We start from the raw sequence: 16849 nt of genomic DNA, 5'->3' as shown, positions 1-16849 counted from the left end.
TTATATCTATCCAATCTACATTATTTTAATATTTTTTTTATAAGTTTTATTCTATTTCCATAAGGAGGGAAAATAAGTTTTATATCTATAGAAGTACTTTTCTTTAGTATACTTTTTCTATGAGAGAAGGTTTCAAAACTATCTCTTCCATGATACGCACCCATTCCAGAATTTCCAACTCCACCAAAAGGCATATTTGAACCTGCAACGTGAGATATAGTATCATTCACGCACCCTCCTCCAAAAGAAATTCTACTTAAAACAGAGGTTTCCACTTTTTTATCTTCTGTGAAAACATATAACGCTAATGGCTTTGGTCTATTATTTATCATTTCAATAACTTCTTCTAAATTCTCATATTCTAGTATTGGCATAATTGGCCCAAATATCTCATCTTGCATAACTGCATCCTGAAAGTCCACATTATCAATAATTGTTGGTTCAATGTACAAAGTACCTGCATTTGAATGTCCACCATAAATAATTTTATTCTTATCTTTCTCGATTATTGAAGCTAATCTTTCAAACTGACTACTGCTCACAATTCTGCCGTAATCAATACTTTTAGAAGCATCCTCACCATAAAAACTTATAGCTGTGCTTTTTAATTTTTCTATAAAATTTTCTTTTATATCTTTGTGCACAAATATATAATCTGGAGCTATACAAGTTTGTCCTGAATTTATAAGTTTACCCCATAATATTCTCTTAGCTGCTATTTCTAAATTAGCAGTTTTATCTACTATTACTGGACTTTTCCCACCTAGTTCAAGTGTTATAGGTATGAGATTTTCCGCAGCTGCCCTCATCACTATTCTCCCAACCTGTACACTCCCTGTAAAGAATATGTAATCAAATGCTGAATTAATAAGGGCAGAAGTAGTTTCTTTTTCCCCTTCAATAACTCGTATATAGTTTTTTTCAAAAATTTCTTCAATTATTTTTTTTACTAAACCTGAAACAGTAGGTGTATTTTCAGATGGTTTTAAAACAGCACAATTTCCAGCAGCTATAGCCCCTACTAATGGTTCAATTAAAAGCTGAAAAGGATAATTAAATGGTCCTATAATAAGCACTGTTCCATAGGGTTCATACATAATATACCCCTTAGATGGAAACTGATGTATAGGCGTCCTCACCCTTTTAGTCTTAGCCCACTTCTTTAAATGTTTTGTAAAATTACCTATACTATCCAAAATGAAACCAATCTCGGTACCATAAGCTTCAAATTCACTTTTTCCTAAATCCCTATACAATGCATTTATTATCTCTTTCTCATACTTTTTTATTACACTTTTAAGCTTCTTAAGTGCAGCTATTCTATATTCTATATTCCTTGTTTCTCCTGAAATAAAAAACTTATTATGCTCATTAAGAATACTTTCTACTATTTCTTTATTAATTTTATCCATATTAAAGCCCCCATTTGATTATTAACTTATTGTAATTATAAGTCTATACTCCTTATAACACAATTCTAGTCAAAAAAAAGAAATAAAAAGAACTAAGTTCTTTTTATTTCTTTGATTTACTTTTTATAATCAAATTAAATATAAATTAATTAACTTCTTGCAAATATCTCTTGAAATTCAACACCTTCAAGCTTTTCTTTTATTAGAAGTTCTTCTGCAACTGCGTTAAGTTTGCTTCTATTATCAGTTAAAAGCGTCAACGCTTTTGTATATGCAACATCTATAAGTTTCTTTATTTCTATATCTATTTTGTATGCTGTTTCTTCGCTGTATTTTCTATCTTTGCCCATATCTCTTCCAAGGAATACTTCATCACTACCTGAACCAAATGCTATTGTCCCAAGAGTGTCACTCATTCCATAGTCCATTACCATTTGTCTTGCGATTCCTGTGGCTCTTTCGATATCATTACTAGCACCAGTACTTATATCACCAATAACTAGTTTTTCTGCAACTCTACCACCGAGTAACCCCACAATTTCTTCTTCAAGTCTTGACCTAGACATATATGATCTATCTTCTTCTGGAAGACGCATAGTATATCCACCAGCCCTTCCTCTTGGAACTATACTTATCTGATGAACAGGATCAGAATTTGGAAGTAAATTCATGACAATTGCATGGCCTGCTTCATGGTATGCTGTAAGTTTTCTATCAACTTCACTAACAACTCTACTCTTCTTTTCAGGTCCAGCCATTATTCTTGTAGCCGCTTCTTCAAGTTCTTCCATTCCAATTAGCTTTTTATCTCTTCGCACAGTTAAAAGTGCTGATTCATTCATTAAGTTTTCAATATCTGCACCTGTAAATCCAGGTGTTCTTTTAGCAAGTACACTAAGCTTAACTTCAGGTTCAAGATGCTTATTTTTAGAATGAACTGCGAGTATTGCCTCTCTACCTTTTCTATCAGGTACCCCAACAAGAATTTGTCTATCAAATCTACCTGGTCTTAGTAGTGCTGGATCAAGTACATCTGCTCTATTGGTAGCTGCGATCATTATTATTCCTTCATTTTCTCCAAATCCATCCATCTCAACTAGAAGTTGGTTTAATGTCTGTTCTCTTTCATCATTTCCACCACCAACACCTGCACCCCTTTGTCTTCCCACAGCATCAATTTCATCTATAAAAATTATACAAGGTGAATTCTTTTTTGCCTGTTCAAATAAATCTCTGACTCTAGACGCTCCAACACCGACAAACATTTCTACAAAATCAGAACCTGAGATACTAAAAAATGGAACTCCAGCTTCTCCAGATATTGCTCTTGCAAGGAGTGTTTTACCAGTTCCTGGAGGTCCTATTAATAAGACTCCCTTTGGTATTCGAGCTCCCATTTCCATATATCTTTTAGGTTGTTTTAAGAAATCAACTATCTCCGCAAGCTCAGCTTTCTCTTCATCTGCTCCTGCAACATCATCAAAACTTACTTTTTTCTTATTAGGATCGGCAAGTTTCGCTTTACTTTTGCCAAATTTCATCACACCACCGCTTCCACCGGCGCCTTTTGACTGTTTCATAAATATAAATCCAAAACCTACAAGCATTAAAATCAATAATACATTAGGCAAGTACTGTAACCACACTGGAATAGTTGGTGGTTTTACGTATGTTTCTTCAACGCTTGCACTCTTTGGGTGATCTTTAATAAATTGAAATAGTCTGGCAGATGGAACAATTGTTTTATATGTAGATCCATTTTTTAATGTTCCCGAAACCGACATTTGATCTGTTTCAACCACAAAACTTTTTATAGTATTATTTGTCCAATTACTTTGAAATTGATTAAAATTAATAATAGTTGATTTCTGATCTGTTTTAGAAAGCATAAATACTGCAACAAGAACAAAAACTATAGTCCATGCAGCAATACCTGATCTTTTTTTCATCAGAGAACACCTCTCTTTCTCAATATATTACTTAACCTCTTATGTTCTTAGTCCTTAACTTATTGTATACTTAATCATATAAAAAATTCTATTGATTTCATAATACCTTCTACATTATATCCTTAATTGCCATAACTTCATAATAAAGTTTAATTTTTTTTAATTTTTTTTACTTATCTCATTATTTTACCCTTTCCACCCCTCCATATACTATGTTTATAAATGAGAGTATATCATAGCTATTATCAAAACACAACAGTTTCAAAACTACTTTGTTCAGTTATGTTGATATAAAATTTCCATTGTGTTATATTTATAGAAAATCGAGAACGGGGTGACAAAAATATGGATATAATAAACAAATCCGATTTTGTTGAAAATATCAAAGAAAAAATTCCAGTAAAACTTGGAAGGCCTATTGATAAGCTACGTGATCTCGCTATTCTTAGAGCAGCCTTAGAACTAGTAGCAGAGCAAGGATACGATTCTGTAACCATGGACGCTATAGCCCTACGCGCCCATGCAGGAAAAGCTACCTTATACCGCAGATGGAAGTCTAAACCATATCTTATTGCAGAAGCTATAACATTTATCATGCCCTGCGTGCAGAAGGTTGATCCTACCCGCTGTGGTGATAATTTGAGAAATTATTTATGTGAATTACTTAGCACATATTTCGGGGTAGACGACGAGGTTAGGCAAAAGGTAATGCTCTCCATCTCAACAGCAATAAGCAGGGATAAATCATTATCCGAAGCTATTCACCTAGATTGCATAACAAACCAAACATATATATTTCGTGAGGCCATAGCATGTAGCCTAAATAAAAAAATAGATGAACACCAATTGAAACTTCTCGCCGATGTAGGGCCAGCATTATTATGTTATCAACTTATATCCACAGGAAAACCAATTGAAATGAAATATGTAGAACATATTGTTGATGATTTAATAATTCCACTTATATCACTGAATAGAAATTAAAAACCTTCCTAAAATATTCATTACAAAACGATTTAAGTTCTTTACCAAATTTGGTTTTACATGTATTATTATTAAAAAGAAATATATAACTTTTCTTAATGAATACATACTTAAACACAAATGAGAGGAGATAATAAACAATGAGAATGACAAAAATAATATGTACTTTAGGCCCCGCTGTAGACGATGATATTTTATTAGAAGAATTAATACTCGGAGGTATGGATGTAGCAAGATTAAATTTTTCTCATGGCACTCACGCTGAGCAAAAAGTTAGAGTTGATAGAGTAAAAAAAGTTAGAAAAAAATTAAATATTCCAGTTCCATTATTGCTTGATACCAAAGGGCCTGAAATTAGATTAGGTAAGTTTAAAATGGGCAAAGTAACATTAAAAGAGAATAATATCTTCATACTTGTAAATGAGGATATTTTAGGAACAGATGAAAGATCAACTATTTCCCACAAAGAGTTATATAAAGATGTTAAAGTCGGAACTAAGATATTAATAAATGATGGACTTGTAGCCATAGAAGTACAAAAGGTTGTAGACAAAGACATACATTGCATAATATTAAATGGCGGTGACATAAGTAATAACAAAGGAGTCAATATTCCCGAGACAGATACCCATTTGCCTGCAATAACAAATCAGGACATTGAAGATATTAAATTTGCTATAGAAAATGAATTTGATTTTATTGCTTGTTCTTTTGTACGAAAAGCAACAGACGTAAACGAAGTTAGAAAAATATTAAAGGAATATGGTGGACAAGATATAAGGATAATTTCAAAAATTGAAAATAGAGAAGGCGTAAAGAATTTTGATGAAATACTAGCGGTTTCTGATGGAATTATGGTAGCTAGAGGCGATCTAGGCGTAGAAATACCTACAGAAGAAGTTCCTCTTGTTCAAAAAATGATAATCAAGAAATGCTATAACTATGGTAAACCAGTAATAACTGCAACTCAAATGCTAGATTCAATGATTGTAAATCCAAGACCAACTAGAGCAGAATCTAGTGATGTTGCAAATGCCGTTTACGATGGAACTAGTGCAATTATGCTTTCTGGCGAAAGTGCCATGGGTAAGTACCCCATTGAAAGTGTAAAAACCATGGTAAGAATAGCTCAAATGGCAGATGAGTCTATAGATTATGGCAGTAAACTAGCTGCAATGAAATTTGATACAATGGAAAATATCACAAATGCTATAAGTTATGCAACTTGCACAATTGCCCTACAGTTAAATGCAGTATCAATAATTTGTGCAACCCAATCTGGACAAACTGCTAGAATGATCTCTAGATTTAGGGCATCTTGTCCCATAATAGCAACTACATGGAATCCAAGGGTTCAAAGGCAGTTAGCTATTTCTTGGGGGGTGACTCCATTACTAGTTAAAGCTGCAACAAACGTTGAAGAAATGTTTGAAATTGGTGTTAAAACAGCTTTAGATATTAAGTTAGTTAAAAATGGAGATATTATTGTAATAACCGCTGGAGGACCAGTCGGAAAAGTTGGAACAACGAATATACTAAAAGTTGAAACAGTAGGCGAGTGATTTTAATTCCCTAATAATATAAAAAGCCAATCTAGATTAATACCTAGGTTGGCTTTGTTTATGGAAATATACTTACATTTATAACTTTTATCTCACTAAGTCTTCCAATTTCTTAATTGTTATTCCTTCATCGTATGTTAATAAGCAATCCTTATTAACAATAGTGTCAATGAACAATTTTCTCGCTATACTTTCTTTCAATATTTTCTCCATGCTTATTTATGCTTGTTTTAAAGTAATAGTCCCACCCTTTGATGTTATTTCACCATTATGTTTATCTCTTTTTCAATATTATCTGCAGCAATTTTTTCTTCTTCTGATATGTTCTCAATATGTATTAGACCTTCAATAAATGACTTATCTTTTATTGCACACTTTATAATTGAAATCATCTCATCCTGAGCATTCTTAATATCTAACTCACCATCTCCATCTAATACCTTACAAAATACTGCTTCACTTCTATTACCATTTTCATTAGATGCTATTGTATAGATAGGCCTTAGAATTTGTGCATCACTCTTAACAAATGTATCCGTCATTAATATCGTATATTCCATTTTAATCATTTTATTATCATGTTTTTTATGTTTAAGCAATACTATACAAACAAAAACCACAATTATAAAACCATAAATATAATTCATTGACTTCTCCCCCGATTGTTTTTGTTATATATTTTACCATTGTAGCAAAAATACTTCAATATTTTTAATCAACATTCCTACACATAAAAATAAACACCTATACCCTTATGGATATGGATGTTTTAATTTAACTTATTTCACAAAGAATTAAAAATAAATAAGAGTTCAGAAATTATATACACGCCTACTTGACAATATAGAGTAGTGGGTGTATATTTTTTCTATGCTATTAAGTAATACAAAGTAGGTGATTATTTGGCTAATTCAACGCAAATATTGAAAGGTTTACTCGAAGGATGTATTTTAAAAATTGTAAGTACCCATGAAACTTATGGTTATGAAATATGCGAAAAACTAACAGTGTATGGATTTCAAGAAGTTTCTGAAGGTAGCGTCTATCCCATTCTTATAAGACTGGAAAAGAAAAAGCTACTTTACTCTAATATGATTAAGTCCCCTTTCGGACCAATGAGAAAATATTATTATCTAACTAAAGAAGGAACTACGGAATTAGAAGATTTCATATCATCTTGGGATAAAATTAAGAATAACATTGATAATGTATTGGAGGGATAGTTAATGATGCTCGAATGGAGACTTAAAAAGCTTAGATTTAAAGAGCAAAAAAATTTAAATGGGAGTAACTTATATTTATATAGAAGCATAACTTCATATATACAGAAGAGCGAATTGGGCGGAACTGAAAAGGAAGAAATTCTTCAACAGGTCGTAGATATGATGTTACAAGCACAAATAGAAAAAAAGCCAATGGAATTAATTATTGGGAATGACTATCATGAATTTTGTAAATCAATTATTGAAGAATATAGTAGTGACAAAAGCAAAAACTACAGATTATTAGATTATATACAAAAAGGTCTATTTTACTCGATAACAAGTTCAGTTTTTTTGTGGATAGTGATTGGATTAAAAAATTCTTCATTTACCCTAGGCATAACTGTAGATATGCTTATAACAATAAGTGCTATTTCATTTATTTTAATTCCGGCAACACGAAAAAGTAGTCAAGAAAGTCCATCATTAAATTTTTGGAATAAAAAATATTACGCAATAAATAGTGGAATTACTGAACCTGGCTTTAATGGTTTTATTTTTGTGATATTTGCTATTTTATTAATAAGATTTATTCTTGGAGAGACTCTATCTACTAAAGTTTTTAGTTATACAATAACTCTACATTCAGCTACTCCATATATACTACTAATACTTTTAATAATTGGATTTATTGAAATTTATAAAAGAATGTATAATAAACGTCGATGATATCTGTCTAAATTTTTAAAATTCAACAATGTTACTAATATATGTTATATTATCCAAAACTAGTATATGAGGAGGTATGCACGTTGAATTATGACTTAATAAATTTAATGCAATTAATGTTTTTAGTGATATGTTTTACTGGCATACTATCATATACTTTATATACCTATAAAAATTTCAAAAATAAAACCAAAGAAAATATAACAAGAAGTGTTTTAATTCAGTGGCTTGGATTTATAAAAAAAGTACTTCCGGAAGATTATATTATTTATGAAAAATATGTTATATGGATATATGTAGAACGATTAAAAATTGAAATGATGTTTTAGCCAAAATTATTCGAGGGAGGATAAATATGAACATCATTTTTAATTTTTTAAGTAGTTTATTAGATTCAATTTTTAATTTTACTGGGGATTGGGGCCTGGCAATAGTTTTTCTTACCATAAGTGTAAGATTAGTACTTTCTCCAATGTCTTTCAAACAAAAAAAATCCATGCACCAGCAGCAAAAATTTGGTATAAAAATGCAAGAAATAAAGGAAAAATACAAGGATAACAAATACAGACTTGACGTCGAAGTTAAAAAACAATCTGCAGAGAGTGCAAAAAGTATGCTGGGTTGCTTAGTGACGTTGTTACAACTGCCTATAATAATGACCCTGTGGAGTGTATTTAATAAGCTTCCCGTGAGCGCTAGTACATTTCTTATACCATGGGTATCTAGTATTAAGGTCTCAGACAGTTATTTTATAGTTCCACTAATATATGTGCTTATATCGCTAACACCAAGTCTGCTTTCATATGTAACCTTACTTAAAATTGAAGGTCAGGCAACACTTAGCAAGAGTAATATAATAATAATGGCAGTAGCTGGTTTGTTTGTTGCTAAAGCAGCTCCAATCGCAGTTGGAATATACCTAATCACCACAAGTGTGTTCAACTTTCTAGAAGAGCTTATTTTTAGACTATATATAAGAAATTCAAAAATTAGGAACTAAAAATTAAGGGCTGAACAATTATGTTCTAGCCCTTAATTTTAATTTTTTGATATAAACATTATTTTAATAAGTAAACAAATGTCAAATTACCTATTACTTTAGATATTGGTTGTGGTTCAGTTAGTCCTTTAGGAACACTGCCATCATAAAAAAACAATGCATTATTTGTTGGATCGGCCCCGCTAAGAGCTTCACTCGCAGCCTTAAGCGCGCTTGCCTGTGCCGGTCTATTGATATTACCATTTAATACTGGTGTAAATTGATAACCTCCTTTTGTGCGTTCATTTATAACAGCACTGATTGAATTTGGAAAATATCCACTCTTAACTCTATTTACAACTACTGCCCCTACAGCAACTTGAGCACTATAAGATTCTCCTTGTGCCTCTGCAGTTATTAGTCTGGATAATAAGTTCAAATCACTTTCTGTATATTTTATTGCTATACGGTCTGCCTTAGCTACCGTTTTATCTTGAGCCTTTAATTTAACTTGCGATGTAGTAGAACTAGTTGTTACTGGAACCTTAATAATTTGTCCTGGGAAAATAGTATCATTCCATTTATTATTAGTTTTCCTTAAATCATTTAATGATTGTCCACATTTTTTCGCTATCACAGATAAACAATCCCCACTTTTCACAATATATGTTTTAGTTGTTAGTGAAGTTGCAAGTACATTTTGTGATGTAATTGTTGCAAAACCAATTGTTAATGCTGATGCTAAGAAAATAGATCTAATACTTTTAAATTTATTCATTTTAAGTGTCCTCCTAATGCCTTCCAGTTTAATTTGCTAATTATGGTATAGGCATATAAATTTATATAATTTTACTGCAAAATTAAATTTCGCTGTTTTATTCTAAATATCGTCATATTATACCATAATAATATAAAGATGGTATGCTAATATAATTTACTTTCTAATTTTTGTAAACTTTATATATAATATACGTTATAGTATTAATTTTATAAGAACATGACAACATACTTAATTTGAGTTAAATGGTTTACATATCTATCATATATGATAATATTAATATAAGAAGGTGATAAAATGTCATATGTATCTAATAGCAAAAAATACTTAACAATGAAATATAATAAATGCGGTAATAGCGGTTTAAAACTCTCTGCAATATCTCTTGGTTTATGGCATAATTTTGGTTATTCAGATTCCTTTGAAAACTCAAGAGCTCTAATTCATAAGGCTTTTGACCTTGGAATTACACATTTCGACCTTGCAAATAACTATGGTCCTCCTCCTGGCTCTGCAGAGGAGACCTTCGGCAAAATCTTAAAACAAGATCTTTCAGGTTATAGAGATGAACTTGTTATCTCTACGAAGGCAGGTTATACCATGTGGCCCGGTCCTTATGGTGATTGGGGTTCAAAAAAATATTTAGTCTCAAGTCTTGACCAAAGTCTAAAACGAACTGGACTCGATTATGTGGATATCTTTTATCATCATAGACCTGATCCTAATACCCCTTTAGAAGAAACTATGTCTGCTTTAGATTTAATAGTAAAACAAGGTAAAGCTCTTTATGTAGGCTTATCCAACTATAAACCAGCTGAAACCAAAATGGCTTCTGCTATACTAAAAAATTTAGGCACCCCTTGTTTAATTCACCAGCCCTCTTATTCAATGTTTAACAGATGGATAGAGGATGGTCTTCAAGATGTTCTAGAGCAGGAAGGTATCGGCTCTATAGCCTTTAAACCTCTACACCAAGGTTTACTGACTACAAAATATTTAAAAGGAATTCCTAAAGATTCAAGAGCTGCTGGCAACTCAGCTTTCTTACATTCTGAAGATATTACAAAAGAACAATTAGAAAAAGTTTCTAAATTAAATGTTTTGGCAATGGAACGTTCGCAAACTTTACCTCAACTAGCCTTAGCTTGGGTATTAAGGGGTGGACATGTTACCTCTGCACTAATAGGTGCAAGTAAGGTAAGTCAAATCGAAGATAACGTAGGTGCACTAAATAATTTAGACTTTAGTGCAGGTGAACTAGAACGTATAGAACAAATATTAGCAAACAAATAGTTATTTTTTTAAAATGGATTAAATTCACAGACTTCTATTTGTACAAATCTTAACGCTTAATTCATAAGCTTTAAGCACTTGCTTAGATTAATATGCAATATAACTTGCTTTTTGTAATAACCTGTGGTAGTATTAAGGAGTACTTAAATGAATAGTGAATAATGAAGCGCAGATATATTTCAAATATAATTTTTAAAATATAGTATTTTGTTATCAAAATTTTATTGGTTTGTTATTTCAAGTAGTTTAAGAAATAAAATTTCGGAGGTATACATTATATGAATGGTACAGTTAAATGGTTTAATGGTGAAAAAGGATTTGGTTTTATTACAGGAGAAGACGGAGTAGATGTTTTCGCACATTTCTCTCAAATAAATTCAGATGGTTACAAATCACTTGATGAAGGTCAAAAAGTTTCTTTTGACATAGTTAAAGGACCTAAAGGCCCACAAGCAGAAAATATTACTGTTCTTTAGTAGTAATATTAGACCAGTAAATAGGAAACTATTTACTGGTCTTTTTGCTTTTTGCAAAAGTCATATGCTGTGGTATTATATCACTAGCGTGTGACTTTTTTAGATTACATTTATAAAAAACACTTTATATTAATTTAAAAAGGATTTAATAGAATAATATTGAATCCTTATATATAAAAGTTTTTATATACAAATTTATGGAGGTGTATAAATGGATAAAATAAAACTCGGAAGAACAAATTTAATGGTTACTAGAAGTAGCTTTGGAGCATTACCAGTTCAGCGGGTGTCTTTTGATGAAGCAAAGAATATTCTACGAAAAGCATATGATAATGGAATAAACTTCTTTGATACAGCAAGAGCATATTCTGATAGTGAAGAAAAAATAGGTTATTCCCTAGCAGATGTTAGAGAAAATATTATAATTGCAACTAAAACCCACGCTAAAGATAGAAAAACTTTACTTGAACATTTGCAGACAAGTCTAAAAAATTTAAAAACAGATTATATAGATATATATCAATTACATAACCCTGATGTACTTCCTGATCCGAAAGACCCAGAAGGTCTCTATGCAGGACTTTTGGAGGCTAAGAAAAGGGGCCTTATTCGTTTTATAGGAATTACAAATCATAAATTGAAAAACGCAATGGATGCAGCAGCTTCAGGACTATATGACACTATACAATTTCCTTTATGTTCTTTATCTTCAGACGATGATTTGTTGTTAATAAAAGAATGTAAAAAAAGAAATATCGGGCTAATTGCAATGAAGGCTCTCTCAGGAGGTCTAATAACTGATGCATCCTCAGCCTTTGCTTTTCTACGTCAATTTGATAATGTTGTACCAATATGGGGAATACAAAGAGAAACTGAGTTAGATGAATTTATAACCCTTGAGAAAAATCCACCATTATTAGATGATATCATGTGGTCAATTATTAATAAGGATCGTAGTGAGCTTTCAGGCGATTTCTGTCGTGGTTGTGGTTATTGCCTTCCATGTCCTGCCGGAATTGAAATTCCTACTTCTGCTCGAATATCACTTCTTCTTAAAAGAGCTCCATATCAAGGATTTTTAGAGGATAGCTTTAAAGAAAAGATGGAACTTATAAATAATTGCATAAACTGTGGACACTGTAAAAACCACTGTCCTTATAAGCTTGATACTCCAAATCTTTTAAAAAGAGAACTTAAAAACTACTCTGAATTTTATGCTAAGAATAAAAATGTTTAGTTTAAAAAACTATAAATAAAAAACAGCCTCCCGTCCATTTTATAAAATGGACAGGAGGCTGTTTTTTATCTATTACTCTTTAAAGTACTCAGGATATTCTCTTAGCAATATCATTTTGTCGTCATTTACTTTTGATAAGTGCTCACCAACTATTTTTATACCTAGCTCACTATCTTTAGCCTTTATTGCATCAATAATGCCTTTATGTTGTGCAACAACAAGATCCATGTTCATACTAGATATTAAATTAAGTGCCCTTATACGATCAAAATCGCCATTCATAAAATGAATGGCATTGAAAATCCGCTCCTTTTTACATCCCTTAAAAATAAGTTCATGAAATGAATTGTCTAAATTAAATGCAGCGGTATAGTTATTTTTAAGTACACAAAATTGCTGTTGATTAATATTAGATTCTAAATCAAACAAATAACTCTCTTGAAAATCCTCGCAGGCCAATTCAATAACTGCTTGTTCAAGTTTTAACCTCATAAATCGAGCATCTTCAACACGTTTTAAATCAATATAAGAAACTTGAGTACCCTTCTGAGGATAGATTTCTAACAATTGCTCAGAAACTAATAATGAAAAAGCTTCCCTAACTGGCGTTCTACTTACATTAAGATTATTTGCAATTTCATTTTCAGAAATACTTTCTCCTGGTTTAAGATTAAGATCAATAATATTACTTCTTAGCACTCGATAAGTATAATTTTTTATAGTCTCATAAGAGTTTTTCTCTAATAGTTCAATTTTCATAATAAATTTTCCTTTATTTTAAATTACTTTAGTTTGTATAGCTAGTATGTTAGCACTATATTTTTATATTGTCAACATCAATCCTAATGCACCTTAGCACTGTATTCACCATCAAATAATTGTGTACCACAAGAAACTATAATAAAACATGTTAGATTAGCTGCAGCTTACGTTCCTTACCAGAAACTTTGCACAATTTTCTCGCCATTAGAAGCGCTTAAAAGAGGAACTGCTTTTCCAGAGCTTTATAGTCCATACGATGGAGAAGACAAAATATCTTCTAATTTAAAATAAAGTAACAAGGAGAGAACTTATGGAGAGTAAAATGGAGCTTTTAAAACAAATAGTTGCCGGCGAATTTATAAAAGAAGACCTAGCTTTGTACCTTAATACTCATCCAATGGATCAAGAGGCTCTTGCAAAATATAATTTCTATGTGGTGGAGACAAAAGGATTAAAAGATCACTATGAGATGAATTATGGAATGTTATCTGAACACGATACCCTCAGCCCTTAACCATGGCGGTGGTCAAGTAATCCATGGCCTTGGGAGACTGAATCAAATTTTAGTCTTAGAAAGGAGGATAAATAATTTATGTGGACATACGATAAGTTCTTACAATACCCAGTTAAAATTAAAAATCCAAATCCTGCAATGGCAAAAATAATTATAACTCAATATAGAGGACCAGATGGTGAATTAGGTGCCTCATTAAGATATCTAAGTCAGCGATTTCCCATGATTACTCCTCAAGCAATATCAACATGTAATGATATTGGAACTGAGGAATTGGCTCATTTAGAAATGCTTGGTGAATCTCTTAGAATCGTTCAAGATTACTTACAAGAACCTCGGCTATTTACAATGAAATAATAGCACAAATACCACATATTAACAAAAGAGAAAATGTAGATAAATAAAATCTGTGTTTTCTCTTTTATTAATTTAGATGACTCTAGAGTTAGGTTTATTTATGTTAATTTCATGTGTGTGATATAATAAAAAGGTTAGTATATATATTGGGAGATGATTGAATGATAAAAGAAAACATTAACGATTATAATTTAAGTAGTGAGTTATTAAAAGCAATTAGCTTGTTAAATTTCAAGGATTTTACAAACGTTCAAAAACAGGTTATACCTGCTGTGCTAGCACAAAAGGATGTAGTAGTAAAATCCAAAACCGGAAGTGGAAAAACAGCAGCGTATGGCATTCCCCTTTGTCAGTTAGTTGATTGGGAGGAAAATAAACCTCAGGCATTAGTAATTACACCAACAAGAGAACTCGCTATCCAAGTCAAAGAAGATATTTTTAATATAGGTAGGTTTAAAAGACTTAAAGTATGTGCAGTTTATGGAAAGTCGCCTTTCACCGATCAAAAAAAAGAACTTAAACAAAAAACACATGTAGTGGTTGGAACCCCTGGTCGCATTATGGATCATATAGAAAAAGGTACATTTGACACATCGAATATAAAATATCTTGTAATAGATGAAGCAGACGAAATGCTTAATATGGGATTCGTAGATCAAATAGAATCAATATTAAGTGGCTTATCAAAAGACCGTGTAACCATGTTATTGTCAGCTACAATGCCAAAAGACATACATAGTTTATGTAACAGATATATGAAAGATCCTATATATATTGAAATAGAGGATGAAAATAAAGCATCCGATAATATACTTCAAGAACAATATAACGTACATGAATTTGATAAAATAGATCTTTTAAGTGATTTAACCATTGTTGAAAACCCAGATAGTTGCATAATATTTTGCAATACAAAAGTTAAGGTAGATTCAGTTTATAACGACCTAATAGACCTCGAGTATACTTGCAAAAAAATACATGGGGGAATGGAACAAAGTGATAGATTAAGAGTGATGAATGATTTTAAGAAGGGTTATTTTAGATACCTTGTAGCTACAGATGTTGCAGCTCGTGGTATAGATATAGATAACATTACACTTGTAATTAATTATGATATCCCAGAGGACAAGGAAAGTTATGTCCATAGAATAGGAAGAACTGGTCGTATAGGTAAGATGGGCCGTGCTATTACTTTCGTAACAAATCGTGATAATAGATTTTTGTATGATATAGAGCAGTATATTGGTAAAGAAATTCCTTTGAAGGAAAGACCTGAATCTGAAATCGTAAATAATGCCAAAGAGGAATTTATTAATAAAATGGATACAAGACCTGTTCTTAAAGAATCAAAAGGAGCAGAACTCAGCAAAGAAATTATGAAATTACATATTAATGCAGGTAAAAAGACTAAGATGAGAGCAATGGATATCGTAGGTACCCTTTGCAGTATCGAAGGAATAACTAAAGATGATATAGGAATCATCAATATAATCGATATATCTACTTTTGTAGAAATATTAAATAATAAAGGTGAATTAGTGTTTAAAGCTCTACAAGATACACCAATAAAAGGAAGACTACGCACAGTAAGTAAGGAAATATTAGCAGACAGATATTAATATCTTAGTACCTATAGAATAGACACTTTTAAAAGAAGTGTAAAACTCTACTGGGTACTTTATTTATTTAGGATGAGCTCATCGCCTTTGAATTCTAAAATATCCCCTGGCTGACATTTAAGCTCACTACATATAGCCTCAAGGGTTGAGAATCTTATTGCCTTTGCCTTATTGGTTTTTAATATAGATAAATTTGAATTTGTAATTCCTACTCTAATTGCAAGATCCGATAAATTAATCTTCCTTTTTGCCATCATTACATCTAGATTCACTATTATTGCCATGTATTTCACCTCAATTTATTGATATATGTAATTATCTATATAGTTAAGTCATTTTCTTCTTTAACTTCAATCGCCTGCTTAAAAACCTTAGAAAGAATTAATGTAAAACAACCTGCAAAGAAAAAAATTATAAACTCAATATCTGTGTGTATTCCACTAGCATCTATTTCTATTAACTTAAAATTTAAAAATTGATTGTTAATAAAAAAATTGACCACATAACAACCTGAAACTGTAAAACACGATATAGCAACATTTCTTAAACTTTTAACATTTTTCCATACGAAAGGCGTCATTTTAACCAATGAATTTATAATACATCTAAGATAATACATTATACAAAGCAATGCAAAACCACCTAGAACAAATAGAGTACATGTAACAATATTTTTAGGATTAAATAAATTTGTTTGCTCAATTATCAAGGCCTTTCTCAGTATAAATAAATATACAATAAAACCTGTGATGATTAAAAGATCTAACATTAATTTTAATAAAGATGATAAAGAAGTTTTCCCATAATACTTCATAAAAATTTCCTCCATAACTTATATAAACTTTAAAATAATATTATCACATTAATTTTCTTTTTACAATATAGATTCACTGTTTATCAATGAATCCATACTGCAAAACATAAATTCACTCCATAAAGCATTAATTTACCATTCAGCTTTATTTAAATAAAAGTAATAATTAATATTTCAAAGAA

Annotated in this window: 20 protein-coding genes and 1 pseudogene; 13 read left to right on the top strand and 8 right to left on the bottom strand. The window is 31.1% G+C overall.

From position 1 onward, the window contains the following. Positions 1 to 20: 20 nt before the first annotated feature. Positions 21 to 1412: an aldehyde dehydrogenase gene (locus tag KPL44_RS12015; protein WP_216250402.1), complete on the bottom strand. Its 1392-nt coding sequence runs from the start codon at positions 1410 to 1412 to the stop codon at positions 21 to 23. Positions 1413 to 1561: 149 nt separating this feature from the next. Further along, a complete protein-coding gene (ftsH, locus tag KPL44_RS12010) occupies positions 1562 to 3361 on the bottom strand; it encodes an ATP-dependent zinc metalloprotease FtsH (protein ID WP_216250400.1) in 1800 nt (599 codons plus the stop codon). A 345-nt stretch (positions 3362 to 3706) separates the two neighbouring features. On the opposite strand from ftsH, the gene KPL44_RS12005 reads away from it, so the two are divergent. Continuing rightward, entirely contained in the window at positions 3707 to 4345 is a 639-nt protein-coding gene (locus KPL44_RS12005; protein WP_216250397.1) for a TetR/AcrR family transcriptional regulator, read from the top strand. Positions 4346 to 4485: 140 nt separating this feature from the next. Further along, complete coding sequence (gene pyk, locus KPL44_RS12000) at positions 4486 to 5907, top strand: pyruvate kinase (protein WP_216250395.1); 1422 nt, start codon at positions 4486 to 4488, stop codon at positions 5905 to 5907. A gap of 87 nt (positions 5908 to 5994) precedes the next feature. Here pyk and KPL44_RS25795 read toward each other — a convergent pair whose 3' ends face one another. Both KPL44_RS25795 and KPL44_RS11995 read right to left on the bottom strand, forming a co-directional pair. Continuing rightward, positions 5995 to 6120 (bottom strand): hypothetical protein, encoded by a 126-nt coding sequence (locus tag KPL44_RS25795; protein WP_301182963.1) that lies wholly within the window; start codon positions 6118 to 6120, stop codon positions 5995 to 5997. Positions 6121 to 6164: 44 nt separating this feature from the next. Continuing rightward, positions 6165 to 6554: a hypothetical protein gene (locus KPL44_RS11995; RefSeq protein ID WP_216250392.1), complete on the bottom strand. Its 390-nt coding sequence runs from the start codon at positions 6552 to 6554 to the stop codon at positions 6165 to 6167. A 255-nt stretch (positions 6555 to 6809) separates the two neighbouring features. On the opposite strand from KPL44_RS11995, the gene KPL44_RS11990 reads away from it, so the two are divergent. The 4 genes from KPL44_RS11990 to KPL44_RS11975 all read left to right on the top strand — a co-directional run bounded on the left by KPL44_RS11990 (position 6810) and on the right by KPL44_RS11975 (position 8838). Next, complete coding sequence (locus tag KPL44_RS11990; protein ID WP_216250389.1) at positions 6810 to 7130, top strand: PadR family transcriptional regulator; 321 nt, start codon at positions 6810 to 6812, stop codon at positions 7128 to 7130. A gap of 3 nt (positions 7131 to 7133) precedes the next feature. Next, entirely contained in the window at positions 7134 to 7838 is a 705-nt protein-coding gene (locus tag KPL44_RS11985; RefSeq protein WP_216250385.1) for a DUF1048 domain-containing protein, read from the top strand. A gap of 83 nt (positions 7839 to 7921) precedes the next feature. Beyond that, positions 7922 to 8167 (top strand): hypothetical protein, encoded by a 246-nt coding sequence (locus KPL44_RS11980; protein ID WP_216250381.1) that lies wholly within the window; start codon positions 7922 to 7924, stop codon positions 8165 to 8167. A 26-nt stretch (positions 8168 to 8193) separates the two neighbouring features. Next, the gene (locus KPL44_RS11975) at positions 8194 to 8838 is read left to right on the top strand and encodes a YidC/Oxa1 family membrane protein insertase (RefSeq protein ID WP_216250379.1); all 645 of its coding nucleotides are present in this window, start codon (positions 8194 to 8196) and stop codon (positions 8836 to 8838) included. 58 nt (positions 8839 to 8896) lie between these two features. On the opposite strand, the gene KPL44_RS11970 is transcribed toward KPL44_RS11975, so the two are convergent. Next, positions 8897 to 9595, bottom strand: a complete 699-nt coding sequence (locus tag KPL44_RS11970; RefSeq protein WP_216250376.1) for a cell wall hydrolase — start codon at positions 9593 to 9595, stop codon at positions 8897 to 8899. A 297-nt stretch (positions 9596 to 9892) separates the two neighbouring features. Between KPL44_RS11970 and mgrA the strand changes: the two genes are divergently transcribed. The 3 genes from mgrA (at position 9893) to KPL44_RS11955 (ending at position 12601) form a co-directional block, all read left to right on the top strand. Then, positions 9893 to 10888, top strand: coding sequence for an L-glyceraldehyde 3-phosphate reductase (gene mgrA / locus KPL44_RS11965; RefSeq protein WP_216250373.1), 996 nt, complete (start codon positions 9893 to 9895; stop codon positions 10886 to 10888). Between the two features lie 278 nt (positions 10889 to 11166). Further along, positions 11167 to 11364 carry a cold shock domain-containing protein gene (locus KPL44_RS11960; RefSeq protein ID WP_071611355.1) on the top strand — a complete coding sequence of 66 codons (198 nt, stop codon included), beginning with the start codon at positions 11167 to 11169 and terminating at the stop codon, positions 11362 to 11364. Between the two features lie 211 nt (positions 11365 to 11575). Beyond that, the gene (locus tag KPL44_RS11955; protein ID WP_216250370.1) at positions 11576 to 12601 is read left to right on the top strand and encodes an aldo/keto reductase; all 1026 of its coding nucleotides are present in this window, start codon (positions 11576 to 11578) and stop codon (positions 12599 to 12601) included. A 72-nt stretch (positions 12602 to 12673) separates the two neighbouring features. Here the strand turns inward: KPL44_RS11955 and KPL44_RS11950 are convergent, their stop codons facing one another. Continuing rightward, positions 12674 to 13360, bottom strand: coding sequence for a GntR family transcriptional regulator (locus KPL44_RS11950; protein WP_216106296.1), 687 nt, complete (start codon positions 13358 to 13360; stop codon positions 12674 to 12676). 99 nt (positions 13361 to 13459) lie between these two features. On the opposite strand from KPL44_RS11950, the gene KPL44_RS11945 reads away from it, so the two are divergent. The 4 genes and pseudogenes from KPL44_RS11945 (at position 13460) to KPL44_RS11930 (ending at position 15853) form a co-directional block, all read left to right on the top strand. Continuing rightward, entirely contained in the window at positions 13460 to 13654 is a 195-nt protein-coding gene (locus tag KPL44_RS11945; protein WP_216250650.1) for a spore coat associated protein CotJA, read from the top strand. Positions 13655 to 13673: 19 nt separating this feature from the next. Beyond that, positions 13674 to 13877: a spore coat protein CotJB gene (locus tag KPL44_RS11940; protein WP_253201742.1), complete on the top strand. Its 204-nt coding sequence runs from the start codon at positions 13674 to 13676 to the stop codon at positions 13875 to 13877. Positions 13878 to 13955: 78 nt separating this feature from the next. Next, a pseudogene (locus KPL44_RS11935) lies at positions 13956 to 14174 on the top strand (manganese catalase family protein); the annotation flags it as partial. 221 nt (positions 14175 to 14395) lie between these two features. Then, positions 14396 to 15853 carry a DEAD/DEAH box helicase gene (locus KPL44_RS11930; RefSeq protein WP_216250367.1) on the top strand — a complete coding sequence of 486 codons (1458 nt, stop codon included), beginning with the start codon at positions 14396 to 14398 and terminating at the stop codon, positions 15851 to 15853. Between the two features lie 59 nt (positions 15854 to 15912). On the opposite strand, the gene KPL44_RS11925 is transcribed toward KPL44_RS11930, so the two are convergent. Both KPL44_RS11925 and KPL44_RS11920 read right to left on the bottom strand, forming a co-directional pair. Next, positions 15913 to 16137: a helix-turn-helix domain-containing protein gene (locus tag KPL44_RS11925; protein WP_216250364.1), complete on the bottom strand. Its 225-nt coding sequence runs from the start codon at positions 16135 to 16137 to the stop codon at positions 15913 to 15915. 35 nt (positions 16138 to 16172) lie between these two features. After that, positions 16173 to 16667: a DUF2975 domain-containing protein gene (locus KPL44_RS11920; RefSeq protein ID WP_216250363.1), complete on the bottom strand. Its 495-nt coding sequence runs from the start codon at positions 16665 to 16667 to the stop codon at positions 16173 to 16175. Positions 16668 to 16849 lie beyond the last annotated feature (182 nt).

The sequence above is a fragment of the Clostridium sp. DSM 17811 genome, from assembly GCF_018861905.1.
GTDB classification, from domain to species: domain Bacteria; phylum Bacillota; class Clostridia; order Clostridiales; family Clostridiaceae; genus Clostridium_AD; species Clostridium_AD frigoriphilum.
This window is presented reverse-complemented; position numbering and strand designations above follow the sequence as displayed.

Bases quoted from the DNA above. Each gene is read 5' to 3' on its own strand.
- KPL44_RS12015 (WP_216250402.1), bottom strand. From the start codon at position 1,412: ATGGATAAAATTAATAAAGAAATAGTAGAAAGTATTCTTAATGAGCAT.
- ftsH (WP_216250400.1), bottom strand. From the start codon at position 3,361: ATGAAAAAAAGATCAGGTATTGCTGCATGGACTATAGTTTTTGTTCTT.
- KPL44_RS12005 (WP_216250397.1), top strand. From the start codon at position 3,707: ATGGATATAATAAACAAATCCGATTTTGTTGAAAATATCAAAGAAAAA.
- pyk (WP_216250395.1), top strand. From the start codon at position 4,486: ATGAGAATGACAAAAATAATATGTACTTTAGGCCCCGCTGTAGACGAT.
- KPL44_RS25795 (WP_301182963.1), bottom strand. From the start codon at position 6,120: ATGGAGAAAATATTGAAAGAAAGTATAGCGAGAAAATTGTTCATTGAC.
- KPL44_RS11995 (WP_216250392.1), bottom strand. From the start codon at position 6,554: ATGAATTATATTTATGGTTTTATAATTGTGGTTTTTGTTTGTATAGTA.
- KPL44_RS11985 (WP_216250385.1), top strand. From the start codon at position 7,134: ATGATGCTCGAATGGAGACTTAAAAAGCTTAGATTTAAAGAGCAAAAA.
- KPL44_RS11975 (WP_216250379.1), top strand. From the start codon at position 8,194: ATGAACATCATTTTTAATTTTTTAAGTAGTTTATTAGATTCAATTTTT.
- KPL44_RS11970 (WP_216250376.1), bottom strand. From the start codon at position 9,595: ATGAATAAATTTAAAAGTATTAGATCTATTTTCTTAGCATCAGCATTA.
- mgrA (WP_216250373.1), top strand. From the start codon at position 9,893: ATGTCATATGTATCTAATAGCAAAAAATACTTAACAATGAAATATAAT.
- KPL44_RS11960 (WP_071611355.1), top strand. From the start codon at position 11,167: ATGAATGGTACAGTTAAATGGTTTAATGGTGAAAAAGGATTTGGTTTT.
- KPL44_RS11955 (WP_216250370.1), top strand. From the start codon at position 11,576: ATGGATAAAATAAAACTCGGAAGAACAAATTTAATGGTTACTAGAAGT.
- KPL44_RS11950 (WP_216106296.1), bottom strand. From the start codon at position 13,360: ATGAAAATTGAACTATTAGAGAAAAACTCTTATGAGACTATAAAAAAT.
- KPL44_RS11940 (WP_253201742.1), top strand. From the start codon at position 13,674: ATGGAGAGTAAAATGGAGCTTTTAAAACAAATAGTTGCCGGCGAATTT.
- KPL44_RS11930 (WP_216250367.1), top strand. From the start codon at position 14,396: ATGATAAAAGAAAACATTAACGATTATAATTTAAGTAGTGAGTTATTA.
- KPL44_RS11925 (WP_216250364.1), bottom strand. From the start codon at position 16,137: ATGGCAATAATAGTGAATCTAGATGTAATGATGGCAAAAAGGAAGATT.
- KPL44_RS11920 (WP_216250363.1), bottom strand. From the start codon at position 16,667: ATGAAGTATTATGGGAAAACTTCTTTATCATCTTTATTAAAATTAATG.